The 25,346-nt window shown below is 55.5% G+C and carries 22 protein-coding genes and 1 pseudogene; 11 read left to right on the top strand and 12 right to left on the bottom strand.

Annotated features, from left to right (window positions below):
* Positions 1 to 116: 116 nt before the first annotated feature.
* The 6 genes and pseudogenes from KGP17_RS11665 (at position 117) to KGP17_RS11640 (ending at position 5,124) form a co-directional block, all read left to right on the top strand.
* Entirely contained in the window at positions 117 to 665 is a 549-nt protein-coding gene (locus KGP17_RS11665; RefSeq protein ID WP_021804614.1) for a metal-dependent hydrolase, read from the top strand.
* A 183-nt stretch (positions 666 to 848) separates the two neighbouring features.
* On the top strand, positions 849 to 2,240 hold the full coding sequence (locus tag KGP17_RS11660) for an L-cystine transporter (RefSeq protein WP_021804615.1): 1,392 nt from the start codon (positions 849 to 851) through the stop codon (positions 2,238 to 2,240).
* A 115-nt stretch (positions 2,241 to 2,355) separates the two neighbouring features.
* A pseudogene (locus tag KGP17_RS11655) lies at positions 2,356 to 2,480 on the top strand (LysR family transcriptional regulator); the annotation flags it as partial.
* Positions 2,481 to 2,519: 39 nt separating this feature from the next.
* Complete coding sequence (locus KGP17_RS11650; RefSeq protein ID WP_371822194.1) at positions 2,520 to 3,266, top strand: LysR family substrate-binding domain-containing protein; 747 nt, start codon at positions 2,520 to 2,522, stop codon at positions 3,264 to 3,266.
* A 93-nt stretch (positions 3,267 to 3,359) separates the two neighbouring features.
* Positions 3,360 to 4,238 carry an SDR family NAD(P)-dependent oxidoreductase gene (locus KGP17_RS11645; RefSeq protein WP_223499389.1) on the top strand — a complete coding sequence of 293 codons (879 nt, stop codon included), beginning with the start codon at positions 3,360 to 3,362 and terminating at the stop codon, positions 4,236 to 4,238.
* Positions 4,231 to 5,124 (top strand): SMP-30/gluconolactonase/LRE family protein, encoded by an 894-nt coding sequence (locus tag KGP17_RS11640; RefSeq protein WP_223499388.1) that lies wholly within the window; start codon positions 4,231 to 4,233, stop codon positions 5,122 to 5,124. The genes KGP17_RS11645 and KGP17_RS11640 overlap by 8 nt, the downstream gene beginning before the upstream one ends.
* A 99-nt stretch (positions 5,125 to 5,223) precedes the next feature.
* Here KGP17_RS11640 and kdgR read toward each other — a convergent pair whose 3' ends face one another.
* A complete protein-coding gene (gene kdgR, locus KGP17_RS11635; protein WP_021178210.1) occupies positions 5,224 to 6,015 on the bottom strand; it encodes a DNA-binding transcriptional regulator KdgR in 792 nt (263 codons plus the stop codon).
* A 228-nt stretch (positions 6,016 to 6,243) separates the two neighbouring features.
* On the opposite strand from kdgR, the gene KGP17_RS11630 reads away from it, so the two are divergent.
* Complete coding sequence (locus KGP17_RS11630) at positions 6,244 to 7,635, top strand: MFS transporter (RefSeq protein ID WP_223499387.1); 1,392 nt, start codon at positions 6,244 to 6,246, stop codon at positions 7,633 to 7,635.
* Positions 7,636 to 7,722: 87 nt separating this feature from the next.
* Here the strand turns inward: KGP17_RS11630 and htpX are convergent, their stop codons facing one another.
* From htpX to KGP17_RS11610, 4 genes are all read right to left on the bottom strand, one after another.
* Positions 7,723 to 8,601, bottom strand: coding sequence for a protease HtpX (gene htpX / locus KGP17_RS11625; RefSeq protein WP_021178212.1), 879 nt, complete (start codon positions 8,599 to 8,601; stop codon positions 7,723 to 7,725).
* A gap of 267 nt (positions 8,602 to 8,868) precedes the next feature.
* Entirely contained in the window at positions 8,869 to 10,917 is a 2,049-nt protein-coding gene (gene prc, locus KGP17_RS11620) for a carboxy terminal-processing peptidase (RefSeq protein ID WP_094981816.1), read from the bottom strand.
* 19 nt (positions 10,918 to 10,936) lie between these two features.
* Positions 10,937 to 11,650 carry an RNA chaperone ProQ gene (gene proQ, locus KGP17_RS11615; RefSeq protein WP_223499386.1) on the bottom strand — a complete coding sequence of 238 codons (714 nt, stop codon included), beginning with the start codon at positions 11,648 to 11,650 and terminating at the stop codon, positions 10,937 to 10,939.
* Between the two features lie 95 nt (positions 11,651 to 11,745).
* Positions 11,746 to 12,243: a GAF domain-containing protein gene (locus tag KGP17_RS11610; RefSeq protein WP_223499385.1), complete on the bottom strand. Its 498-nt coding sequence runs from the start codon at positions 12,241 to 12,243 to the stop codon at positions 11,746 to 11,748.
* Between the two features lie 240 nt (positions 12,244 to 12,483).
* On the opposite strand from KGP17_RS11610, the gene yebS reads away from it, so the two are divergent.
* From yebS to rsmF, 3 genes are all read left to right on the top strand, one after another.
* Positions 12,484 to 13,731 carry a membrane integrity lipid transport subunit YebS gene (gene yebS / locus KGP17_RS11605; RefSeq protein WP_223499640.1) on the top strand — a complete coding sequence of 416 codons (1,248 nt, stop codon included), beginning with the start codon at positions 12,484 to 12,486 and terminating at the stop codon, positions 13,729 to 13,731.
* On the top strand, positions 13,700 to 16,333 hold the full coding sequence (locus KGP17_RS11600; RefSeq protein ID WP_021804623.1) for a PqiB family protein: 2,634 nt from the start codon (positions 13,700 to 13,702) through the stop codon (positions 16,331 to 16,333). Before yebS ends, KGP17_RS11600 begins: the two co-directional genes overlap by 32 nt.
* A 168-nt stretch (positions 16,334 to 16,501) precedes the next feature.
* Positions 16,502 to 17,938 carry a 16S rRNA (cytosine(1407)-C(5))-methyltransferase RsmF gene (gene rsmF / locus KGP17_RS11595; protein ID WP_223499384.1) on the top strand — a complete coding sequence of 479 codons (1,437 nt, stop codon included), beginning with the start codon at positions 16,502 to 16,504 and terminating at the stop codon, positions 17,936 to 17,938.
* Positions 17,939 to 17,941: 3 nt separating this feature from the next.
* On the opposite strand, the gene KGP17_RS11590 is transcribed toward rsmF, so the two are convergent.
* The 6 genes from KGP17_RS11590 to KGP17_RS11565 all read right to left on the bottom strand — a co-directional run bounded on the left by KGP17_RS11590 (position 17,942) and on the right by KGP17_RS11565 (position 23,930).
* Positions 17,942 to 18,913 (bottom strand): spore coat protein U domain-containing protein, encoded by a 972-nt coding sequence (locus tag KGP17_RS11590; protein ID WP_223499383.1) that lies wholly within the window; start codon positions 18,911 to 18,913, stop codon positions 17,942 to 17,944.
* On the bottom strand, positions 18,910 to 21,432 hold the full coding sequence (locus KGP17_RS11585; RefSeq protein WP_223499381.1) for a fimbria/pilus outer membrane usher protein: 2,523 nt from the start codon (positions 21,430 to 21,432) through the stop codon (positions 18,910 to 18,912). The genes KGP17_RS11590 and KGP17_RS11585 overlap by 4 nt, the downstream gene beginning before the upstream one ends.
* 18 nt (positions 21,433 to 21,450) lie before the next feature.
* Positions 21,451 to 22,248 (bottom strand): molecular chaperone, encoded by a 798-nt coding sequence (locus KGP17_RS11580; protein WP_021804627.1) that lies wholly within the window; start codon positions 22,246 to 22,248, stop codon positions 21,451 to 21,453.
* A gap of 18 nt (positions 22,249 to 22,266) precedes the next feature.
* Positions 22,267 to 22,791 carry a spore coat U domain-containing protein gene (locus tag KGP17_RS11575; protein ID WP_021804628.1) on the bottom strand — a complete coding sequence of 175 codons (525 nt, stop codon included), beginning with the start codon at positions 22,789 to 22,791 and terminating at the stop codon, positions 22,267 to 22,269.
* Positions 22,792 to 22,802: 11 nt separating this feature from the next.
* Entirely contained in the window at positions 22,803 to 23,321 is a 519-nt protein-coding gene (locus tag KGP17_RS11570; protein WP_021804629.1) for a spore coat U domain-containing protein, read from the bottom strand.
* 63 nt (positions 23,322 to 23,384) lie between these two features.
* Positions 23,385 to 23,930: a spore coat U domain-containing protein gene (locus KGP17_RS11565; protein ID WP_021804630.1), complete on the bottom strand. Its 546-nt coding sequence runs from the start codon at positions 23,928 to 23,930 to the stop codon at positions 23,385 to 23,387.
* Between the two features lie 507 nt (positions 23,931 to 24,437).
* On the opposite strand from KGP17_RS11565, the gene KGP17_RS11560 reads away from it, so the two are divergent.
* Positions 24,438 to 24,686: a DUF1480 family protein gene (locus tag KGP17_RS11560; RefSeq protein WP_021178226.1), complete on the top strand. Its 249-nt coding sequence runs from the start codon at positions 24,438 to 24,440 to the stop codon at positions 24,684 to 24,686.
* 53 nt (positions 24,687 to 24,739) lie between these two features.
* Here KGP17_RS11560 and KGP17_RS11555 read toward each other — a convergent pair whose 3' ends face one another.
* Positions 24,740 to 25,345, bottom strand: coding sequence for a hypothetical protein (locus KGP17_RS11555; protein ID WP_223499379.1), 606 nt, complete (start codon positions 25,343 to 25,345; stop codon positions 24,740 to 24,742).
* Between the last annotated feature and the right edge of the window lies 1 nt (position 25,346).

Raw genomic sequence — 25,346 nt, 5'->3', positions numbered from 1 at the left:
AACCCTTTGTAAAACGGCGTTAAATTAACAACTCGTTACAGGGTAACCGCTTCCGTAACTGTAAAAATTCCCATATACTGGATAAATTAACAGTTTAGTGGCCGGAATTTAGCAACATGACCGCGGAAGGACATCTCATATTCTCTGTTGCCTGCGCGATCTTTGCCAAGAAAGCGGAGGTGACACCCGTGCTCGCCGCTGGCGATTGGTGGCACATCATTCCCGCCGCGCTACTGACGTCACTGCTACCCGATATCGATCACCCTAAATCCATCCTGGGCCAGCGCCTGCGCTGGATAGCCATCCCGATATCTCGCGCCTTTGGTCACCGCGGTTTCACCCATAGCCTGTTGGCGATCGTCGGCGGCATGTGGCTATTTCAGCTAGAGGTGCCGCGCGGTTGGCCCATCCCCGCAGACGTGCTGCACGCCATGATTATCGGTTATTTCAGCCACCTGCTGGCCGATATGCTCACCCCTGCCGGCGTGCCGTTGCTTTGGCCCTGCCGCTGGCGTTTCTGCCTGCCAATATTGAACTCACAAAAAGGCAACCAGCTGGAGCGGGTACTGTGTATAGTTTTGGTGGCTTTCGCCATCTACTGGCAAGGGGATTACACCTTTCCCGTGCAGTCGTATTTTGAGCAAATAAAAAATATCCGGCTGTGATCACAAAAAACCGTCTATTTTCCCGCCTTTCCGCTTATTACATCGACGATTTCAAGCCAAAAGTTATATTAAATTCTTTTTAGATATAAGTGCGCTTCATCGCAAACTGTTACGATATTTACATCGCATTACATCGGTGCTTGGCACCTTTAATTATAAAAAACAAGATTGGAGACATTGGGGATGAATCTACCGCTCGTATTAAACGTGCTGGTTTTTGCCGCCCTCCTTTTGCTGTTGGCGCAAACCCGCCATAAGCAATGGAGCCTGGCTAAAAAAGTGCTGGTCGGCCTGGTACTTGGTGTGGTGTTCGGTTTGGCACTGCAACTGGTTTACGGCGCGGACAACCCGGTACTGAAAGCGTCTATCGGCTGGTTTAACATCGTCGGTAACGGCTATGTACAGCTGCTGCAAATGATCGTGATGCCACTGGTTTTCGCCTCTATCCTGAGCGCGGTAGCCAAGTTGCACAACGCTTCCTCGCTGGGAAAAATCAGCTTCCTGACCATTGGTACCCTGCTGTTTACCACGCTGATTGCCGCACTGGTGGGCGTATTGGTCACCAACCTGTTCGGGCTGACTGCAGAAGGTCTGGTCCAGGGCACACAAGAAACGGCTCGTTTGTCGGCGATCGAAACCAACTACGCGGGTAAAGTGGCCGATCTGAGCGTACCGCAACTGATCCTGTCATTTGTACCGAAAAACCCGTTTGCCGATCTGACCGGGGCTAACCCAACGTCAATCATCAGCGTGGTGATTTTCGCTGCCTTCCTGGGTGTGGCTTCGCTGCAACTGCTTAAAGATGACCAACCGAAGGGCCAGCGCGTGCTGGTAGCTATCGATACCCTGCAAGCCTGGGTGATGAAACTGGTCCGTCTGGTGATGAAGCTGACGCCTTACGGCGTACTGGCGTTGATGACCAAGGTCGTTGCAGGCTCAAATATTCACGACATTATCAAGCTGGGCAGCTTTGTGGTTGCCTCTTACCTTGGTCTGGCGATCATGTTCGTGGTTCACGGCCTGCTGCTGAGCTTCACCGGCGTTAATCCGCTGAAATTCTTCCGCAAAGCGTGGCCGGTGCTGACCTTTGCCTTCACCAGCCGTTCCAGCGCTGCCAGCATCCCGCTGAACGTCGAAGCACAGACTCGCCGTCTGGGCGTGCCGGAGTCGATTGCCAGCTTCTCGGCTTCATTTGGTGCCACTATTGGTCAGAACGGTTGTGCGGGTCTCTACCCGGCAATGCTGGCGGTGATGGTTGCGCCAACCGTAGGCATCAACCCTCTGGACCCACTGTGGATCGCAACGCTGGTCGGCATTGTTACCGTCAGTTCAGCCGGTGTTGCCGGTGTGGGCGGTGGTGCGACCTTTGCTGCGCTGATTGTACTGCCAGCGATGGGCCTGCCGGTAACTCTGGTCGCCCTGCTGATTTCGGTTGAACCGTTGATCGACATGGGCCGTACCGCGCTGAACGTTAGTGGTTCGATGACCGCAGGTACCGTCACCAGCCAACTGATGAAGCAGACCGACAAAGCCATTATGGACAGCGAAGACGAAGCGGAACTGGCTCACCGGTAACCCTAGACTGATTTGCAACTGAACCGGCGCCCAGGCGCCGGTTTTTTTTCGCCAGGACTGCCAATGATATCTCATTAGTATTAGTGTGTAGCAAATAGGATCCGTGGAACCCATTATGATTGAAACCCGCCTGCTACATCAGTTCATCGCCGTCGCCGAGGAATTGCACTTCAATCGCGCAGCGCAACGGCTGCATATGGCGCAGCCCCGTTGAGTCAGGCTATTCGTCGGCTGGAGCATGAGATCGGCGCTCCCCTGTTTGAACGCACCAATCGCAGCGTGTCGCTCACTCCTGCCGGAACCGACTTTCTGGCAACGGCAAGAAAGGTGTTGCGCCTGCTTGATGAAGGCGTCGAACAGACTAGGCGGGTAGCGCAAGGCATCGAAGGCCATCTCACGTTAACCTTCATCAATATCGCCCCCTATAACGCATTGCTAGGTGCATTGCAGCGCTTCCGCGCTGCATTCCCCGCCATCTCCTTCACGATGCGTGAGGCCACGACTCAAGAGCAAATCGAGGCTCTGGAACATGGCCGCGCCGAGCTCGGTTTCATGAGGCCACCGGGAAGGACAGCTCCGGAGCTGCACTTCGAGCGCATTCTGCGCGAACCCATCGTGATCGCTCTGCCAACCACACACCCTCTCGCGTGCCACGAAATCATTCCACTGACCGCACTGCGCGATGACGCCTTCGTATCGTCACCACGCCACCTGGGCCAGGGCTTCCATGACCAACTGGTTGAGCTTTGTGCAGCGGCGGGGTTCATGCCACGCATTGCCCAACAGGCGCGGCAGCTGCACACTCTGGTTGCGTTGGTGGCCAGCGGCTTCGGCGTAGCACTGTTGCCCGCGTCACTGGCGCAGGAGGGTCGCAAAGACGTGGTATTCCGACCAATCCAGGTCAATGCACCAGACGCACTGCGGCATGTGGAATTGCTGATGGCTTGGAACCCGCACAAGCCATCTTCAATTCGCGACAAACTGATCGATGAGGTGCGAGATGCCATGGCATCGGCCCCCCCTTGATTGAAACCTGATAAGTCTTGTTTCGCTACAAATAAGATATTTTACACTCAGGAGCGGTCACTCCATCATCGTGCCATTGCCAAACGGAGGTACATGATGACAGATCGACGCTCAGACGAGCTTTTCAAAGACAAGGTAGCTATCGTCACCGGTGCTGGCCGCGGGCTTGGCAACGCTTACGCCAAAGCCCTCCTGGAGCGTGGTGCAAGGGTGATCCTTAGCGACCTGGGTACCGGCCTGACCGGCGATGGTGCTGACCCAGACGTAATGAGCGAAGCGGTTCATGACTTGCAGGCCGACCCTGGTTCGTTCATCACCCACAACGGGCGCCTGGATAACGAGATGGGTTGCCAGCAACTTGTAGCGCTGGCCATCGAGCAATTCGGCGCGCTGGATATCCTGATCCATAACGCTGGTTGGGTCGGCTATCAGCCCATTGAGACACAGGAAGAGGTATTCCTTGAGCGCTCCCTTGGCATCAACGTGCGTGCGCCGATCTGGTTGAGCAAGCACGCCTGGGTGCATCTCAAACGTTCCCCATCACCTCGGATCGTGCTGACAACCTCTGACCGTGCCATGTATCAACGCTACGCGCAGCCAGGCCTGACGGCCTACGCCGCTGGCAAGATGGCCCAAGTCGGCATCATGAATGCCCTGAGCATGGAAGGAAAACCGGACGGCATCCTGGTCAACGCTATCTCTCCGGTGGCTAAAACCCGCATGTGGGGGATCACGCAGTCTCCCACAGACCTCAAGCCCGAGTGGGTGGTGCCAGGCTTGCTGTATCTGGCCAGCTCGTTATGTCAAGACACAGGCGTGATCCTGCGCGCCAGCAACGGCCAGTTCACCGCGACCCGCTTTTGTGAAAATCCAGACGTAACCTATCCTACGGATCTGGCGCGCATTGAGTGTAGCAGCGTGGAAGACGTCGCCCACAATTGGCAACGCATCAAGGAGTTTGGCGATGCGTGACGGAGGTCATCTGCACAAGATCGCGGAAGTCCGCGCCGACCTTGGCGAGAGTCCTGTCTGGGATAAAGACAACCGCCTTTTGTACTTCGTCGATATCTCTGGTGGCAAGATTAACGTGATGACCCCGCAAGCACGGGTGGCAACCGTTTATCAATCAACGGCACGCATCGGTGCTCTGGCCCTCACGGATAGAGGCAATCTGATCTTCACCGAAGACGCGCGGGTTGCCATTCTTGATCCCAAACAAGGAGTGGTCCGCACGCACTCCAGCGCAGTCCATAACCAAGCCAGTTATCGGTTCAACGATGGGGCCTGCGATCCGCAAGGACGCTTTATCACCGGCCTGATGCACGAGGGGCCGAACCGTGAGGCCGGAGCGCTGTACCGCTATGACAGTGAACTAAACGCCCAAGCGATCCAGAGGAATATCGCACTGCCTAATGGCCTGGCCTGGTCGGAAGATGACCAAACGCTGTTCTTTGTCGATTCCATCGCACAATCAATATTTCGGGCCGCTTATTCGACCTGCGGGGAACTGGAGGCCGTAATGCGCTTCGCCGAAACCTCGGCAGAACTGGGACGTCCCGATGGTATCGCCCTGGATCGAGCCGGAGGGCTGTGGGTCTGTATGTTCAACGGAGGATGTTTGCTGCGCTACGACCGTAACGGCAGCCTGAGCGGGCGCGTCGCCATGCCCGTACCGCGCCCCACCAGTTGCTGCTTTGGCGGGGAAGGTCTGGAAACCTTATTCATCACCACGGCGCGCTTTGCCATGACGGCTTCAGAACTGGCTGAATACCCTGATTCTGGGGACCTCTTTGCTATTCGTCCAGCCATTGCCGGTGTTCCACGTCACTTGTTCAAAGAGTGCAAGATAGGCGGATAGCAGAGTAGTTGGATTTTATAAACCGAGGAGAGATTTCGAAGGCTGGGCGAGAAAGCGTAGGGGCGAAGCTATGCTCAGCCCCCTACAACTTCGGCAAGCTTAAAACGGATAGTCGTGATAACCCATTTGCGCTGAAATCAGACGAGCGGCGGTATGTAACTGCGCCACGTAGCCCTCTTTGCCTTCTTCAGAGAAGCGGATGGTCGGGAAGGAGATGCTCAAGCCCGCAATCACCACGCCAAAACGGTCAAACACGGGCACCGCGATGCAGCGCAAGCCTTCTTCCTGTTCTTCGATATCTTCGCCAAACCCCTGCTCACGTACCTTATCCAATAGCGGCAGTAACTCTGCAGCGCTGGCGATGGTGTGCGGAGTGCTGCGGGTAAACTCGACATGGGACAGGATTTCTTCCACTTCGCCGCGATCGCGCCAGGCTAGCAAGACTTTACCAATCGCGGTGCTGTGCAGCGGGTTACGGCGACCGATGCGTGAATACATACGCAGGTTATACATGGAGTCGATTTTGTGGATATAGACGATGCTGTCTTCATCCAGCGCCCCCAGGTGGATGGTCTCACGCGTCTGGTTAGACAGTTCACGCATCTGGATGTCTGCACTGCGGATCAAATCGACGTTTTGCAGGGATTTGGCACCCAGTTCAAACAGCTTGAGGGTCAGCGAATATTTCTCGGACTCCCCTTCCTGTGAGACATAACCCAGCGACTTCATGGTTTGCAGGAAACGGTAAACGGTACTTTTGGACATCATTACCCGCTGTGAAAGCTCGGTAATGCCGATCTCGCGCTCATCACCCAGTGCCTGCAGTATGCCAAACACTTTCAGCACTGATGAAACGGAATCCGGTTGTTTGTCTAGATCTGCGTTAGCCATGGTTAATACCTTAACTTAACTATTTTTGTTTTAGGAAATTTGAACAAGAGTTTCAGTATAATCGGAACATTTCACCCCATGCAATGGAAGTTGCGCAATATTCGCCATTATTGATGGGATTAGCGGCAGACATCCCACTACTTTTACATTTAGCACAGAAACGGCGGGTGCAATCGGCGGGAAATATGATTAGCATTGTAATATTCCCCCTGTTTAATAACTACCTCCATGACAACGCTTGCAAATTCCGACGGCTTACCGGTCCCGCAACGCTACGGAGCAATCCTGGCCATTGCGCTAGGCATTACCGTTTCAGTGCTTGACGGAGCGATCGCCAACGTGGCCTTGCCGACCATCGCCCGCGATCTTAACGCCAGCCCGGCCAGCTCGATCTGGGTGGTCAATGCCTATCAGTTGGCGATCACCATCTCGCTGCTATCGCTGGCTTCCTTGGGCGATCTGATTGGCTATCGCCGCATCTATCAGGCTGGTCTGCTGGTATTCAGCATTACCTCGTTATTCTGCGCACTGTCCGATTCGCTATTAACACTGACGATTGCCCGCGTGCTGCAAGGGTTTGGTGCCGCGGCGATTATGAGCGTCAATACCGCCCTGATCCGCATTATCTACCCGCAACGCTTTCTTGGCCGTGGCATCGGCATAAACTCGTTGATCGTAGCCTTCTCCTCCGCCGCCGGGCCTACGGTCGCCGCCGCCATTTTATCGGTGGCCTCCTGGCAGTGGCTCTTTGCCATCAACCTGCCGATCGGCATCGTCGCACTGATGCTGGGAATGAAATACCTGCCGGCTAACAGCCAGAAAAGCAGCAATCAGCGCTTTGACCCTACCAGCGCGGTGATGAATGCCCTGACGTTTGGCCTGCTGATCACCGCCATCAGCGGTTTTGCCCAAGGCCAAAGCCTGCTGCTGATTGCCGCTGAAATCGCGGCGTTGCTGGTGATTGGTTACTTCTTTGTGCGCCGTCAGTTGCGGCAGACATCCCCTTTACTGCCGGTGGATCTGCTGCGCATCCCTATTTTTGCGCTGTCGATGGGCACCTCGATTTGCTCTTTTGCCGCCCAGATGCTGGCCATGGTGTCGTTACCCTTCTTCCTGCAGGCCTCTCTGGGCCGTGACGAGGTGGCGACGGGTTTGCTGTTAACTCCCTGGCCGTTGGCCATTATCGTGATGGCGCCGATTGCAGGCCGCCTGGTGGAGCGTGTTCATGCGGGGTTACTGGGAGGGATTGGTTTGGCGACCTTCGCGCTCGGCTTGTTCTTGCTAGCGCTGTTGCCACATAACCCGACGGATCTGGATATCATCTGGCGCATGGTGCTGTGCGGTGCGGGCTTTGGGTTATTCCAATCGCCCAACAACCACACCATTATTTCTGCCGCCCCACGCCACCGCAGCGGCGGAGCCAGTGGCATGTTGGGCACTGCACGATTATTGGGGCAAACCTCTGGCGCGGCGCTGGTGGCTCTGATGTTCAACCTGTTCCCCACCAGCGGCACACACGCTTCGTTGGTGTTGGCGGGGATCTTCGCCAGCGTCGCTGCCGTAGTGAGTTGCCTGCGTATCACTCAACCCCGTGCGAATCTCGCTGAACCTGGCAAATAGCTTATCGGACGCAGCATGCGTGTTATCTGCGGCGCCCGCTTGAATAGCAAAAACCCCGGCGAGCCGGGGTTTTCGTTTGATACCGGGTTATTTCAGATACTGGCCGGAACGCAACGCTTCGATACGCTTGTCCAACGGCGGGTGTGACATAAACAGCTCGCTGAACGACTTGGATTTGCCGTTGATGCAGAAAGCCATCAGGGTGCCCGCTTCCTGCGGTTCATAGCTGGTTTTCAAGCGTTGCAGCGCAGCGATCATCTTCTCGCGGCCGACCAGTTTGGCTGAACCCGCATCGGCGTGGAATTCACGATGACGTGAGAACCACATGGTGATAATGCTGGCCAGAATACCAAATACCAGCTCCAACACCATCGAAACACCGAAGTAAATCATCGGGTTGCCGTTACCTTCGCCTTCCCCATCACGGTTGCCTAGGAAACCGGCGGCCACCTGGGCAATCAGGCGCGACACGAAGATCACGAAGGTGTTCACCACCCCTTGGATCAGCGTCATGGTCACCATGTCGCCATTGGCAACGTGGCTGATTTCGTGGGCGATCACCGCTTCCGCCTCATCACGGCTCATGCTTTGCAACAGGCCGGTACTGACCGCCACCAGCGATGCATCGCGGCGAGCGCCGGTCGCAAAGGCGTTGATGTCCGGTGCCTGGTAGATGGCCACCTGCGGCATGGCGATACCCGCCTGCTGCGATTGGCGACGCACCGTGTCCAGCAGCCAGCGTTCGGTTTCGTTACGCGGCTGCTCAATCACTTCCCCACCGACGGAGCGTAGCGCCATCCATTTGGACATCAGCAGTGAAACAAACGCACCGCCAAAACCGAACAGACCGGCCATGATCATCAGGCCCTGAACGCTACTGGATTGGATCCCTGTCAGGCTAAGCACCAGCCCGAAAACCAACATCACCGCCAGGTTGGTGAGCAGGAACAAAGCTATACGCATCATAGAATGTTTACTTCCTCGTTATTTGTTAACAAAACGCGACCTCAGATACCCAGATCTTATGGGCATTGGTCACAATTTCAAGATTGGCAGGCCATTAAGCCACTAAAAATACGTAACTTTACAAAGTCACGAAGAAACAAGGGTTTTACAAAGTGTAAACGATTTCTGAGCCCAGAGTGGAGACCTCAACAGAAATTTTAGTGCGGGTATGGCAAAAAAAAAAGCGCACCCGAAGGTGCGCTCGATAGCGTTAAACCCGCAAATAACTTACTTGGCGGCGGCCGTCTGTTGCGATGGCTGCTGCTTTTCGTTATTGGCCAGATCCAGTGCAATCTTGACCGTTTCATCCAGATACGGATCCGGCTCCTTGTAGTCCTTTGGCAGATCTTCCAAGGACTTCAACGGTTTCTTACCCTCACGCTCCAGACGCTCATTAATACGCTTCAGGCGCGTAGCATCATCGTCATGGTTCTCTTTCTCACGGGTAGCCAGATTGAGAGAAACGATGTTGCGCTTGTCTTTCAACGCCTTGTAATGGGCAATATCCTGCGCGATGTATTGGAACTCGGGATCCTTGGCGATACGCTGCGCATGGTCTTTCAGCAGTTGCGGTTCAAACGGCTTCAAATCACCGGTTTTGGTGTAGGCAGCTGCATTAATGCTATCCCACGGCATGGCGTTATCTTCGAAGCTCTCGCCGGTTTCTGCCGGATCGATCCCCGTTGGCATCAGAATATCTGGCGTAACGCCTTTACGCTGGGTACTGCCACCGTCAACGCGATAGAACTTCTGGATGGTGTACTGGACAGAACCCAGTGCAGGCCATTCAGGACGCAGCATCTGATCGTAAATCCGGTTCAGTGAACGGTACTGCTGCACCGTGCCTTTACCAAAGGTAGGCTCGCCCACGATCAGCGCACGACCATAGTCTTGCATTGCCGCAGCAAAGATCTCGGAAGCGGAGGCGCTGAAGCGGTCAACCAGCACCACCAGCGGGCCTTTGTAGTAGACTACGCCGTCGTTATCCGCATCTTCGCGGATCTTGCCGTTGTTATCACGTACCTGAACAACCGGGCCACTTGGGATAAACAGACCAGAAAGCGATACCGCCTCGGTCAATGCCCCACCGCCGTTGCCACGCAGATCGATAATCAGACTGTCGACGTTCTGCTTGGCCATCTTTTGCAGCTGGACTTTGACGTCATCGGTCAGGCCGACGTAGAAGCCAGGGATGTCCATCACTGCGACCTTCTGCTTGCCGACGGTCTTGATAGTCATTTTAACTGCGCGATCTTCCAGGCGTATACGCTCACGAGTCAGCGTAACTATCCGGGTTTTGGTGCCTTTACCTGCCGGCAGGATCTCCAGGCGAACCTTGCTGCCCTTCGGCCCTTTGATCTGCGAGACGACGTCGTCAAGACGCCAGCCGATCACGTCCACCATCGGTTTGCCTGCCTGGCCAACGCCGACAATACGGTCGCCCACGGCGATCGCCTTGCTCTTGGCTGCCGGGCCGCCTGCCACCATGGAGTTGATCACGGTGTAATCATCATCCATCTGCAACACGGCACCAATCCCTTCAAGCGAGAGACTCATCTCGGTATTGAACTGTTCGGTATTGCGTGGAGACAGGTAGTTGGTGTGCGGATCGATTTCGTGGGCAAACGCGGTCATGATCAGCGAGAACACGTCTTCGCTGTTGCTTTGCGTCAGGCGTTTGATCGCAAACTGATAACGCTTGGTCAGTGTGTCACGGATCTCTTTATCCGTTTTGCCGGTCAGCTTCAGGTTCAACTGATCGTATTTGACCTTGGCATCCCACAGGCGGTCCAATTCTGCCTTGTCTTTCGGCCACGGCGCTTTGCTGCGGTCGACGTCAATGGTGTCGTTGCCGGTGAAGTTCATCGGCTTGTCGAGCAACGATAGCGCATACTGATAGCGCTCAAAGCGGCGTTTTTGCGCCAGATTGAACAGCGCATAAGGCGTAACCAGTTTGCCGGATTTCAGCTCTTCACCCAGCGTGCTGCGTTTGTCGGCAAATTGCGCGACGTCAGAGGCCAGCAGCACATTGTGGCTGTAGTCCAGCATATTCAGGTAGCGATCGAAGATCTTGCCTGAAAAATCCGCATCCAGAGCAAACTGGCGATAATGAGAGCGAGTGAAGCGCGAGGTTACGCGCTCACTCACGGTTGCATGTTCAGCTTCCTGCTCAAGCTTGGGCAGTTGATCGATGCGGATGTTGGCTGTATCCGCTCCGTAACTGACACCCGCCCACAGCAAAGCCACAACTGCGGTTAATCTGACAAATTTGTTCATGCCTTGGTTGGCCTCCGTATCAGAACTGCAAGTGTTCTGCGCGCACAATCATCGCCAGACCGGAGGAGAGCTGTACACGAACGCCATCTTTGGCGATTTCGAGTACGGTTGCGTCCATCGCGCTCTGACCTGCTCTGACTTTGATTTCCTGGCCAATTTGCAGTTTTGAGATGTCTGTGACTGGCACATGACGCGGCTGGCTAGCCTCTTTGGCTACACGAGGTTCACGAGCTTGCTGTGGGCGTGCTTGTTGTGGGCTCGGCTTGCGGTTCTCTGCAACAGCTCCGCCTTCACGACGTACGGCTGGCTTTTTGCCGGCAGGACGCGGACGACGAGGCTCGGCAGTGGCAGACTCACCAGCAGCTTCACGTTTTTTGGCATTCTGTTCGGCACGCTGTGCCTGAACGCGCGCTTTGGCTTCTTCAAGCTGCTGGCGAGCATGATCGACATGCTGCTGTTCCAGCTCTCCGCACGGGTTACCGTCCAGGTCTACACGCTGGGCGCCAACTTTGACACCGTACAGGTAACGCCAGCTTGAGGTATACAGGCGCAAAGCTGAACGCAGCTGCGTTTTGCTGAGGTTCTCTTCCCCTTGTACACGTTCTACCAGATCCTGAAAAATACCGATTTTCAGCGGGCGTGCTTCGCCTTCGGCGCTAAAGCAGAGCGGGAAACGCTCGGCAAGAAAAGCAATGACTTCTTTAACTGTGTTCAACTTGTGTTGATTTTCCATGAAATTTCCTGATTACAACGGGTTGCCAACAAGCCGCAGGCATGAACAGGCGTCATTATAATGACGCCATCGCTAAATGCCACGTTAACCGTAGATCAACTTGCCGCTACAGTGACATATTTCGCAAAATTGCTCTGTGCCAGCCGTGCGCAAAGCCCCGCCACCACTGCTTTCAGGCCGATTTCGTCCTGTTCATCGAAGCGTTGATAAACTGTGCTGTCGATATCCAGAACACCGATGACCTGACCACTGACGTCTAACGGCAACACAATTTCCGCGTTGCTGGCGGCATCGCAGGCGATATGTCCAGGAAATGCATGAACATCGCCAACGCGCTGCACCTGATTCTGCGCCGCTGCCGTACCGCACACGCCCTTACCCAACAGGATCCGCACGCAGGCAATCTTGCCTTGGAACGGACCTAGCACCAGTTGATGGCCTTCCATCAGGTAAAAACCGACCCAGTTCACGTCATCAAGACGCTCATTGAGTAGCGCACTGGCGTTAGACAAGGCGGCGATAAAATTATCTTCCCCATCCAGCAATGCGCTCAAATCGCGTTTTAATTCCGCGTAGAATGATTCTTTAGTCATGATTAACCGTTCAAATACTCAAATAGCTTCGACTTAACCCGTATAAAATAAGCATTAAATGCGTATAGCCACAAGGTTAATCATCTGTTGCTTCACAAAACACGGTACAACAGGGTATGTTTGCCGTCTAAAAATCATTTGTAACCTGCGATGCTAATCCCTTTTTACCGGTTGATAGCATTGACGGGTTGGTTTTCAAGCTACGCTAAGTAGACCTCAGGTCGCCAAACAGCATTCATGATGAAGATACTCGCCATTACCGGCCCGCTCTCCAAGGCTCGCCACCAACGCTGTTGTGAATGCGATTTGCTGTTCACGTTGCCGCCGTTAACCCGCAATCAGGCCGCCTACTGCCCACGTTGCAACGCCAAAGTGGTGAATGGCCGCGACTGGTCAATGACCCGCCTGACCGCGGTAGCCGTCACCATGCTGTTACTGATGCCCTTTGCCTTTAGCGAGCCGTTGATCAGCATCCGCCTGCTCGGCACGAAGATTAACGCTAGCCTGTTGGAAGGCATCTGGCAAATGAGCAGCCAGGGGGATCCGTTTACCGCCAGCATGGTCGCCTTCTGCACCATCGGCGCGCCGTTGACGCTATCTCTGTCATTGCTGTACCTGTGGTTTGGCCATGCGCTCGGCATGAACCTGCGGCCAGTGCTGCTGATGCTGGAACGCCTGAAAGAGTGGATCATGCTCGATATTTACCTGATCGGTATGGTGGTCGCGGCGATCAAGGTCAAGGAATATGCAGATATTGAACCCGGCAGCGCCCTGATTGCCTATCTGGCATTGACCCTGCTCAGCCTGCTGACGCTGATCCACATGAACCTGGAGCAGATGTGGGAACGCTACTATCCGCAGGAACAGCCAGAGGGCAAACCAGAGGCATTACACGTCTGCCTCGCCTGCCATTTTACCGGTTTTCAGGATGAGCGTGGCCGCTGCCCCCGCTGTCATGTGCCGACGTGTCATCGCCAACCTTACAGCCTGCAAAAAACCTGGGCCGCGCTGATTGCCGCCATCGTGCTGCTGATCCCCGCCAACCTGCTGCCGATCTCGGTGGTCTACGCCAACGGCGCGCGTATGGAAGATACCATTTTCAGCGGCGTCGTTTCGCTGGCCAACTCGGGCAACATGCCAATCGCCGCCATCGTATTTATCGCCAGCGTCTTGGTGCCCTTTACCAAGGTGATCGTACTGCTGGTGCTGCTGTTCAGCATTCATTTCAAAACGTCGCACAGCCTCAAAACCCGCATCCGGTTGCTCCGGCTGGTCACCTGGGTTGGCCGCTGGTCGATGCTCGATCTGTTCGTGATCTCGTTGATGATGTCGCTGATCAATCGCGACCAACTGTTTTCTTTTACTATGGGGCCAGCAGCTTTTTACTTTGGGTCTGCGGTTATTTTAACTATCCTTGCCGTACAGTGGCTGGACAGCCGATTGATTTGGGATGCACATGCAACAGGAAACGCCGAATACGCCGACTGAGGCGCGGGTCAAAAACAAGCGCCGAATCTCGCCATTCTGGTTACTGCCGTTTATCGCCCTGCTGATTGCCGGGTGGCTGGTCTATACCAATTACCAGGAGAGCGGCAATAGTGTCACCATAGACTTCCAGTCTGCGGCGGGTATTGTCGCTGGCCGTACGCCGGTACGTTACCAGGGTGTGGACGTGGGCACCGTGCAAAGCATTTCGCTGAGCAAGGATCTGCGGAGTATCGTGGTTGAAGCCAGCATCAAGAGCGATCTGGAAGACTCACTGCGGGAAGGCACACAATTCTGGCTGGTCACGCCCAAAGCCTCGTTGGCTGGGGTGTCCGGCCTGGATGCACTGGTCGGTGGTAACTACATCGGCATGATGCCGGGCCGTGGCAAACCGCAAACCCACTTCACCGCGCTGGATACGCAGCCGAAATACCGCCTGAATACCGGCGAGTTGATGATCCACCTGCAAGCAGACGACCTCGGTTCCCTGAACACTGGCTCGCTGGTCTATTATCGCAAGATCCCGGTCGGTAAAGTGTATGACTACACTATTTCGCCGGGTAACAAGGGCGTGATCATCGACGTGCTGATCGACCGCCGCTTTGCCAATCTGGTGAAGGACAACACCCGTTTCTGGAACGTTTCCGGTTTTAAAGGCGATTTCAGCCTGTCCGGCGCCAGCGTGCAGATGGAGAGCCTGGCCGCGCTGGTAAACGGTGCGATAGCCTTTGACTCCCCGCTAGACGGCAAGCAGGCCAAGGCCGATCAAAACTATACGCTGTATCCGGATCTGGCCCGTAGCCAGCGTGGGGTTAACATCTCACTGGACCTGCCCGACGGCAATAGCCTGAGCGAGGGCCGTACGCCGCTGATGTATCAAGGATTGCAGGTTGGCACGCTGACTCGCCTGGCCCTGCAACAGGATAGCAAGGTCACCGGCGAACTCACCATCGATCCTTCGGTAGTCGATCTGATGCGCAGCGGCACGCGCATTGAGATGCGTAGCCCAAAAGTCAGCCTTAACGACGCCAAGCTGAGTCAGTTGTTAACCGGCAACACCCTGGAATTGGTGCCGGGTGAAGGCGAACCCCAGCAGCACTTTACCGTGTTGGACAGCAGTAAAACGCTGCTGCAACAGCCTGGCGTGGTGACGGTCACCTTGAATGCCCCGCAAAGCTACGGCATCGACGTTGGGCAGCCATTAATCGTGCACGGTATCAAGGTCGGGCAAATCCTGACCCGTACCCTGACCGACGGCGGTGTGACCTTTACGGCAGCGATCGAAGCTCAGCACCGCAGCTTGCTGCATAAAGACAGTAAATTCGTGGTCAACAGCCGGGTGGATGTCAAATTCGGGCTGGACGGCGTGCAAGTGTTAGGTGCCAGCGCTCAGGAGTGGCTAGACGGTGGCGTACGCCTGATCCCCGGAGGTAAAGGCGAGCCGGACGCTCAGTATCCGCTGTACAGCAACGTGGAAAAAGCCGCCGAGGGCATCGTCGGCAACAGCCCACTGCCCACCTTGACGCTTACCGCCACCAGCCTGCCAGATGTGCAAGCCGGCTCGGTGGTGTTATACCGCAAGTTCCAGGTGGGGGAGATTGTCAACGTACGGCCCAAGGCCAACGAGTTTGACGTTGAGGTTTATATCAGCCCGGAATACCGCAAGCTGTTAACCAGCGAAAGCATTTTCTGGGCGGAAGGCGGTGCCAAGGTGCAATTGAACGGCAGCGGCCTGACAGTGCAGGCTTCCCCGCTCAACCGCGCGCTGAAAGGCGCTATCAGCTTTGATAACCTGCAGGGCGTAACGCTGGATAAAGGGGCCAAACGCGTGCTGTACGCCTCAGAAACCGCCGCTCGCGCCGTGGGTAGCCAGATCACGTTACGCACCTATGATGCCAGCAAACTATCCCCTGGCATGCCAATACGCTATCTGGGCATTGATATCGGCCAGCTTGAATCACTGAAACTGGCACCGGAGCGTAACGAGGTGTTGGCAAAAGCAGTATTGTACCCAGAGTATGTGAAAACCTTTGCCCGTCTCGGCAGCCGTTTCGCCATCGTTTCTCCGGAGATTTCTGCCGCTGGGGTCAATAATCTTGACTCCCTGTTGCAGCCCTATATCAACGTGGAACCCGGCCACGGCGGATCAATGCGCACTTTTGAACTGCAGGAAGCCAGCATTACCGACTCCCGCTACCTGGATGGCCTGAGCGTGATCCTGGACGCCGCCGAGACAGGTTCGCTGCAAATCGGCACGCCGATCCTGTTCCGTGGCATTGAAGTGGGTACCGTGACCGGTTTCTATCTGGGGGCGATGTCAGATCGCGTGCACGTCTCGCTGCGAGTCAGCAAGAAATACCAGCATCTGGTGCGTAACAACAGCGTCTTCTGGCTGGCCTCTGGCTATAACCTGCAGTTTGGCCTGACGGGCGGCGTGATCAAGAGCGGTACCTTCCAGCAGTTTATTCGCGGCGGTATTGCCTTTGCCACCCCACCTAGCATTCCACTGGCCCCTAAAGCCACGCCGAACAAACACTTCCTGCTGAATGCGGAAGAGCCGAAAGATTGGCGCGAATGGGGCACCGCCATCCCAAGGGACAACTGATAGCTCTCGGCAGGGTTCAATGTTCTGAGCCCTGCCGCTCCCCCCAAGATAATCCATACCATTACTGCTTTGCCATTCATCCCATTGATCGAAACTTGCCGGTATTCTCAGGCAGGCAGTTTATGGTAAACTAACCCCTTCGATTTTTTTCCGCCCTGAGAGCTCCCTGTGGCTAAACCTGCCCCTGCTTTTTTGCCTCCTGCTTTTCTCGACGCAACTCGCGCCATCATGCCTGACCATTTATCCATGGATGACTTCATCGCTATTTGCCAGCAACCCTTGCGGCGTAGCCTGCGGGTCAACACGCTGAAAATCAGCGTTGCGGACTTTCTGGTGCTGGTCAAAGACTACGACTGGCGGCTGGAACCCATCCCCTGGTGCCCCGAAGGATTTTGGATCGAGCGCGAGGACGAAGCATTACGGCTGGGCAGCGCGGCGGAGCATCTAAGCGGCCTGTTCTACATTCAGGAAGCCAGCTCCATGCTGCCGGTGAGCGCCCTGTTTGCCGGGCGTGAAACCCCGCGCCGAGTGCTGGATGTCGCCGCAGCGCCGGGTTCCAAAACCACCCAGATCGCCGCGTTGATGGGCAATCAGGGCGGCATTGTCGCCAATGAATATTCGGCCAGCCGAGTCAAGGTGTTGCATGCCAACATCAGCCGCTGCGGCGTCAAAAATACGGCGCTGACCCATTTCGACGGCCGGGTGTTTGGCGCAGCCTTACCGGAAAGCTTTGATGCCATCCTGCTGGATGCGCCCTGCTCTGGTGAGGGCGTGGTGCGTAAAGATCCGGATGCCATGAGCAACTGGTCGCCAGAAAGCGTAGCCAGCATCGCGCAAACCCAGTGGGAACTGATCGACAGCGCCTTCCACGCCCTGGCCCCCGGCGGCGTGATGGTTTACTCCACCTGCACGCTGAATGCCCAGGAAAATCAACAGGTGATACATCAACTGTTGGCAACCTATGGCGACGCCGTCAGCATTGAGCCGCTGGGTGACCTGTTCCCACAAGCGCAACTGGCCCTCACTCCAGAAGGCTTCCTGCACGTATTCCCACAGATTTATGACAGTGAAGGCTTCTTCGTCGCCCGGCTACGCAAAAATCACAGCGTTCCGGCATTGGCCAAACCGAGCTATAAGCTGGGCAAGTTCCCTTTCGCCCCACTTTCGGCCCAGGAGTCCGCACTGGTGGCGCAGGCTGCCGCAGCCTCGGGTTTGGTCTGGGATGAAACCAGTAAATTATGGGCGCGGGATAAAGAAATCTGGCTGTTCCCAGCCGCGCTGGAGCCTTTGGTCAGCAAAGTGCGTTTTTCACGCATTGGCGTTAAGTTGGCGGAACGCTTCCCAAAAGGGTTCCGCTGGCAGCATGAGGCGGTGATCGCCTTGGCGGCCAGTGGCAACCCACAGACTTTTGAGCTCGATGCAGCACTGGCCCAGGAATGGTTCCATGGCCGCGATCTCTACCCCTCGCAACCCCCACAGAGCAATGAGTGTATCGTTACTTATCAGCATCAGCCGCTAGGGCTGGCCAAACTGATCGGCAGCCGGATTAAAAACAGCCTGCCCCGCGAACTGGTGCGCGACGGAGTACTGGATTTCCATCAATAACGTCTAATAGGCGACGGTAACCGTGACAGTGTCACTATAAGTCCCCGCTGGCTGGTTGTTTTGCGACAGGTTAACCGAGGCGGTATAGGGAAAGGATTGCGAGGTGCCCGTGCCCGTCGCGTTGCTATTGGTGGCGGCGGTCCAAACGGTGCTATCCCCCTTGAACAGCTGATACTGAATATAGCTGGTGGTGCCGTTTACCGTAGACGCCATTTGCCGATATTGCCCCGAACTGGCGACGCTGCTGGTCAGGTTGACCGAGTAGCTGGCGTTGAGGGTGCAACGTACGCTGATGGTATTGGACACGACCGTAGTGAGGCCAGACGGCAACGCCGCGCTACCGAACCCGACATTTGGCGCGCTGTCGATATAGCAAAAATTGGTGACAACCAGCGACAGGCTGATATTGGCGCCGGACGTTATACTCCCGGTGTCCGCGACACAAATGGGGCCAAGCGCAATCGAGCAGATGCTCCAGTCCCAAGCGATCGGAATGGTATCCGTATAAGTGCCAGCAGCCAGATTAGAGTTCATTTGTGGCCGGATAAAAATCGGCAGCGTGCTGTTTGGCCCGGTAAACAGGCCTAGTAAATCCAGTGCAGTAGTACTGGTCCAGGTAATGACGCTGCCCTGATTATACAGGGTGCTACAGCCACCATCCTTGCACAGACTGTATGGCAGATACTGGCCGGTTGCCGCACTGTATAAACGCGGCTGGTTGCCAACTGGATGTAAAGTCGCACCGATGGTGGCCTTAATGGTGTTAGTACCGCCAATATTAAGCAGCGAGCCGGTACATTTCAGCCCGCTACTGACAGAGGTGGTTAACGGAGTCGTGCTGACGTCAAAGGAATTTTGTGTGCCCAGGCTGCCCGCGGTTGCAGGGGCGGTGCAGCCCGCCCAACCGAATGGCATAACCCCCACTAACAGCAGCAATGCCAATCCGGCTCGCATCCATCGTAATAACATAATCATGATTTTTTCTCTTCGGCACTGCCTTGGCAGACCAGCGGCCCGACCTGTTCAATGCTGTGATAATTGGGGTTCAGGTCGAAATCCACACGGCACATTGAGCGGTCGTCCTGCTGAATACTTAACTGGCCGTGGGATTGTAAATGTGAGAAGTACACCAGCCCGTCATAGCCGACAACGGTGGTTTGTTGCGTGGTTTGTTCCGTGACCAACGTGCCCAATTTCAGCGGTTGCCCGGCGGTGTCATGCAACGTGATATTGGCCGAGAGGACTTTTTGTACCGGGAATTTCACCACCATCCCGCTGCCTTGCTTAACGGCAATGCGATTGTTGACCTGGTTAGCCACCACGTCCGCCGGTAACGGCAGTGTGTCGATCTCGACCTTGGCCGGATAGTACGAACTGATCGACGGGATCAACAGGTGCCCATTGCTGTCGGTGGTGCCCATCTTCTGATTCTCATACAGCACCGAAACCCCGGCATAATTATCGGTATCCACCACGATAAACGCGTCGTTGATCTTGTCCGACAGGAACCAGGAGTTAGCCATGAACACCACTGAGCCGCTCAGGTCTGCCCAGTTGGTATATTCTCCTTGTGGGCCGAAGATGCCGCCTTGCAGCGTGGCATAGCGGGTTTTCCAGGTGGCATCGGCCTGTTGATAGGCATCGCCACCACCGCTGTAAGCCAGGTTCCAGCCCATGCCGCCATCCGTGGGAGCCGCCTTGCTGGCCCCCACCTGATGCTGATAATGCCCATTATTGTTACGTGCTAACCCTGCATTGAGGCTGACATCACTACCCAGTGGAATAATGAATTGCAGCTGCGCACTGTAACCGTTATCCCCCAACGTTTTATTGAGTGAGACAAACATGCTGCTCTGGCCCCACAGGGCACGGCTGTAAGAGAAGTTCACCAGGCGGGTATGCGAGTTGTCATAGGCCTGCACGTCGTAATAGCCCAAGCCCAAGGTGCCATTACTCGAGCCAAACGGCGAAGCGCTGAAGGTGGCCTGATCGGATTGGCGGCTCAGGCGGGTATTGCTGGTGTAAGACGTGAGATCCTGATAACCCACGGTGCGCGAAGCACGTTGTGCCGAAAAGCTAAATAACGTCGAATTATAGGAGTAGCCCAGTGTGTACTGGCTACCGTCTTTTTTGTCCGTCACGTTAGTGCCCAGCGGATTGTCTATATTCTGATTGGGGTCGGGCATACCTGGCGTATTCGGCCGGACAATCTGGTCGTTCACCACGTCGCTGGTCGCCACCGGCGGATGATTAGCCTTGCTCTGGCTGGCAGACAGGCTGAGCGTACCCCATGTTCCCACCGCGATATCGGCCCCCAACCCGCCGAGTGCCAGCCCTTGCGTGGCCTCGCTGTGCCCGGAAAGCGTCAGATAATTACTCAGCCCGTAGCGGTAAATCCCGCTGAAAGCCGCGTCGGAATAATCGCCGTTGGAGATGCCATAATCCTGGCGCACCGCGCCGAATGACACATCAAAGTCGCTCAGATTTTTACGCAACAGGGTGTTGGAAACATAAAACGGCACCGTGGTCGATACCTGGCGCCCGACCGCATCGGTGGTGACGATCGTCGCTTCACCAGCCCCGTTGATGTAAGGCACATTGGTGAGGGTAAACGGCCCGGAGTTCAGATTATTGCTGCTGGCCTTAAAGCCGTTGAGAAATAAATCCACGGTGCTGGGGACCCCTGCGGTACCGCTATATTGCAGCAGCGGATAGGTCACCAGATCCGGGCGCAGGGCAAAATTGCGGCTGATGCGTAATCCCCCCATGCGGGCCGAATTACTCCAGGTTAGCGAGTTGCTGACAAAATCCCCCAGCTGGTAGCTGATCAAATCTTGTTCATCGCTATAACGCCAGAACGTATCGTAGCGCAGATAGCGGTCTTGTACGGCACTGCCGCCCTCGCCCGATGCGGTGTCGATATTGTAGCGATAGGTCCCAGTGTTACTGATAAACCCCAGGTTGCTAAACAAACGCTGCTCCATCCAGGTGGCAACCGATCTGGAGCCTTCGTGGGGGTCGGTATAATAGGAGTCGTAGTTTAGCAACAGACCGGTGCTGCTTTGGGCCATCGTGTAATTCATCAGCTCGCCGCCGCCGACGTCCTGTTTTGGCAGCCAGGCATCCGGTACCTGAAAAATCAGCTGCTGGGCGGCAGAATCATATTTCACCTTCACCCCAGGCAACTCCTCGACCTTAATCAACCCTTGCTGACCCTTGGTCTGCACGTGGTTCTTTGCCAGCACGCCGGCCTCCACGTAATACGCATTGTCCCGATAGGTCACAGGAACCACCTGCCCGTCGCTCTGACCATTGACGACCAGGGTCAGGTAGAACATCGCATTGGTGATCACCGGTGCCGCACGCGGGGCATCGGGCAATGATGAGTATTCCTGCGCCTGAACGCAGAAGGTACTCAGGCAAAGCAGGCACAGACCGCCCCGGCAATTCAGCGGATACTGATGACCGGAACGAGTAATGGCTCGGATCGGCATTAGTCGCGCTTCCTGCCGCTATTCGCCGCGTGGAATGACGATGGGTTTGGTGTTATCGGCAATTTGCGCATTGAGTTGCGCACCAGGGCTAACCCCGGCAGGAACCGGCCAGCGCATCGACTGCCCAGGCAAGACGTAGCCCATAAAACCCGCGATCATGGTTTTCACGCCCTGCTGTTGGTTGCCTTTCTCTGACCAGAACACATTACTCAGCCGCGCATGCACAATGCCGCTATTACGCACCTGCAAATAGGTTTTTCCGCCGTCATTGACCGTATGCCATTGCAACACTGGGCGCGTCGCCGTGGCGGCATCACGTTTGATATCGCTACGTTCGTTGGTCCATAAGCCGCCACCATCCATAAACAGCGGCAGCAGATAGCGCATCTGTAACTGCAGCCCGACCACCGCCTTACTTTGCCCCCCGGCAGCGCCGTTGATCGGCGACGGGATTTCATCAACGATGATGCGGTAGGCCTGCTCGGTATTGGCCGGTACCGGCGTATTGCGGATCAGCCTGATCAGTTGGCGTTGCCCCGGCGGTACGGTGGCAAAAGGTGGGCTGGCGACCACGTTATTCTGATCGGCATAGCGCTCGTTAAAATTTTCCTGTTTCCACGCCAGCACCCGCACCTGTAGAGAAACGGGTTCTGCCCCGCGATTTTCCAGCCATAAGGCGGAACCGTTCTGATCGGACTCAATGATTTGATACACCGGCCAGACCAGCACCGAGCTGGCGGCTTGTGCCGTGATTGAAGCACACAGGGTGTAACTCAGTACTACAGCGCTGATAATACGGGTAAACAAGGTAGACATGGCTCATATCCTGATGATTCAATAAGTTAATGTTACGGTGACCGTATCGGTATAAGTGCCTGCCGAAGGCAGTGTGGTCACGGCGTATAACCGGGCATAAACCGGGTAAGTTTGTGTGGTGCTGGGAAAACTGGGGATAGACATCACCAATGCGCCATTGCCCCAGACCTGACTACGGTTGGCATCGCGAAACAGCTGATAACCCAGCGTGTCGCTATTGGCGCTGTTTTGCATAAAACGCCGGGTAGCGCTGCCCCCGTGGATGCCGTAATCCATGGCTATGCTGACAGTCGCTCCCGGCGTACAGGTTACTACCACCGAACCGGCACCGGCGGTGCTCACGGTATCGACATTACTGGCAAGGGTCGTCATGGTGCCAAAATTGATGGTGCCGAGGTTGGATGTGGGGCTGGAAAACGAGCTGCCAAAAGCACAGCCGTTGGTCAGGGTTGCCGTCACGGTAAAGGTGGTGGTAGTTGGCGTGGCAGCACGTAGCGCACCGCACATCATCAACGGCAGCATGAGCAAGGAGACATTGCGCATCAATGCCCCCGCTACCAGGACACGGTGACATTCACCGTATCCAGATAAATACCGGCTGCCGGTGTGGTTTGCGCCGGAACACGGCCATAGACGGTGTGCCATTGATCGGCTCCGTTGCCAGTGTCACTCAACCCGGTGGTGTTATCCCAAATCGTTCCACCAGGTTGGTTGGTGTAAAGGTTGTACAACACGCTAGCCGAGCTATTGGTGGTATTTACCATTTTGCGATTCGTAACCACGCCGCTGCTGCCCCCATCCAGCAAGATTTTATAACTCAGACCACTGACGCATTTGACACGGATTGAGCCGGCCAACTGGGCGCTGGTCGCGTTGATCACAGTGTTCACAGCGGCAAAATTGCCGAAATTCATCGTGCCAAAGCTGGTATTGCCAGACGTCGTTGTTCCCGCTTCACAGGCGGGCAGCAACGTAGCCGCAATACCGATCGTCGCCGCCTGGCCTAAGGAAATGTTGAGCAGCAAAGACTGCGACAAGATCGCTGGCAACAGCAGCAATACCCTGATCCCCATGCTCATTCCTTCCCGTATAGAAAACCAGCCAGGGGCTGATTCGCCCCCGACGGAATAACAGCCTTACCAGGAAAGCGTGGCGACTACGGTATCGTTGTAAGTCCCTGCGGTTGGTGTGGTGCTGAGTTGGTCGCCAGGTAATACGCGGCCATAAATCGGGATGTTTTGCGCCGTGGTGCCCGTCGTTAAAGCAATCGGTGTATTAATGGCGATTTCCGTGGTACGTGCACTATCAGAATAGAGGCGATAAGGAATGGTGTCGCCGCCGGAACTCATGGCGCGCAGCCCGCCCGTTGCCGCCAGACCGCCATTGAGCGACAGCGTCGGGCTAAGGCCGTTGCTGCAGGTGATGGTGACCGCGCTGGAGCCATTGGCACCAAACACCGTACCGTTGATTACGCTGGTCAGATCGGAGTAACTGCCAAAGTTCAAGGTCCCCCATTGGTTGGTGCCGCCAGTCGCGCCGCCATTACCCACGGTACAGCCGCTACCGATCGTCAACTGAATACCGACTTGCCCTGTCAAGGTCCCCGCCGCCTGCACACCAGAAGCCAACGTCAAGGTTGCAGCAGCCAACAAGGCCAGTAATAAACGTTTTTTTTCGCCCATGATAACTCCCAATAACAACTTACACCGATGTGTATTCATGCAACCAGGTTGCGTATGGAAATTCTCTGGTGGACTCACGCACTGCCAAAAACTGCCAAAGGAAGACGCTCAAGCCGGGTTCTGTTTTTTTGCAAGGGAACCCTGACGGTAACAACCTGATGAAACAGGCTATCGTGGTTAAATATAGATTAATAAATTTAGCTTAAGCGGAATTTATCTGCTTTGAATGAAATAAGAATAAAAAACCATTTTCCATGTTATTAACAAACTTTACTCCAGCAAAGCGCGCTATACCTCGACTTTAAAATTGTTAAGGAGTGCGATAGTGAGGAACGTTAATATTTATCGTGACTATTAAGTAAGCATTGATGGTTGGGTCTAGTGCCACGGCAGCGTCCCGCGGACCAATGGCTACTTTTTTTGTGACTTTTTCGCCTGTTTGTCTATGCTTATTGGGTGGTCACAACTGGTCACACCTCATACCACTAGTTTCAGCAAGGAGTTCCAATGGGCAAAACCGTCGTGAAAATAGGCAGCTTCGAGGTTGATGACGCGCATTTAACGCCAGCATCTGAACACGCCGAAGGGAAAAGCACCCTGGCGATCCCCTGCAAATCGGACCCCGACCTGTGCATGCAGCTAGACGGTTGGGACGAGCACACCAGTATTCCGGCTATGCTGGATGGCCAACAGTCGCTGCTGTACAAACAGCATTACGATCGACATGCGGATGCCTGGGTGATGCGGCTGGAGTAGAGAGGTTCAGGAGAAAGGACGCGCCGTGTTCCCATTGGGCACGGCACGTTGTTTTATACGATGGCGATACCGCGCCCGGCAAAGAAGCGGCCAAAATCTGCCAGTGACATTGTCACCTTCTGGCGACTGGCAAGGCTATCACCGGAAGGATTATGAAAGGTAACGCTATGCCGATCTGCAGCGAACACCAACACTAGATGCCCACCCCGCGCTGGCGGCTGTGCCGCTGGCTGCCGGATACTCGGATGCACCGAGGCGATAAAATAGCGGTGTTGCTCCAGCAACTGCGGCAACTGACGTTCATCGAGATTGACTCGCACCTCTGCCGTTAGCGCAAACTGTTCACGCACAAACACCACAAAGGGCGCATAAATCAGCCCCTTGATCCGTTCGCCGTCGCGCACATAGGCCCCGTAAGGCATGCTGCGGCGTGCCAGCTCCAGCAAGGGCGGCGCCGTGCCATCCCGGTGCGTCAGCACCATTTTCAGACAGGCCATGCCGCACACGTGGTTGGCCCACTCGACATATTCCGCCTGGCTGGCCGCCCCGCTCAGCACCCAGTTGGCATCATCCGCCAACGTGGCACGCCCGGCAATCAGATCGGCAGCCAGCTCTGGCGTCGCCCATTGGCACACGTAGGGCACTTCAGGCTGAGACATC

This window comes from Serratia sp. JSRIV001 (assembly GCF_019968745.1).
Classification (GTDB): domain Bacteria; phylum Pseudomonadota; class Gammaproteobacteria; order Enterobacterales; family Enterobacteriaceae; genus Chania; species Chania fonticola_B.
Note: the sequence above shows the minus strand (reverse complement) of the source record. Positions and strands in the feature narration are given on the sequence as shown.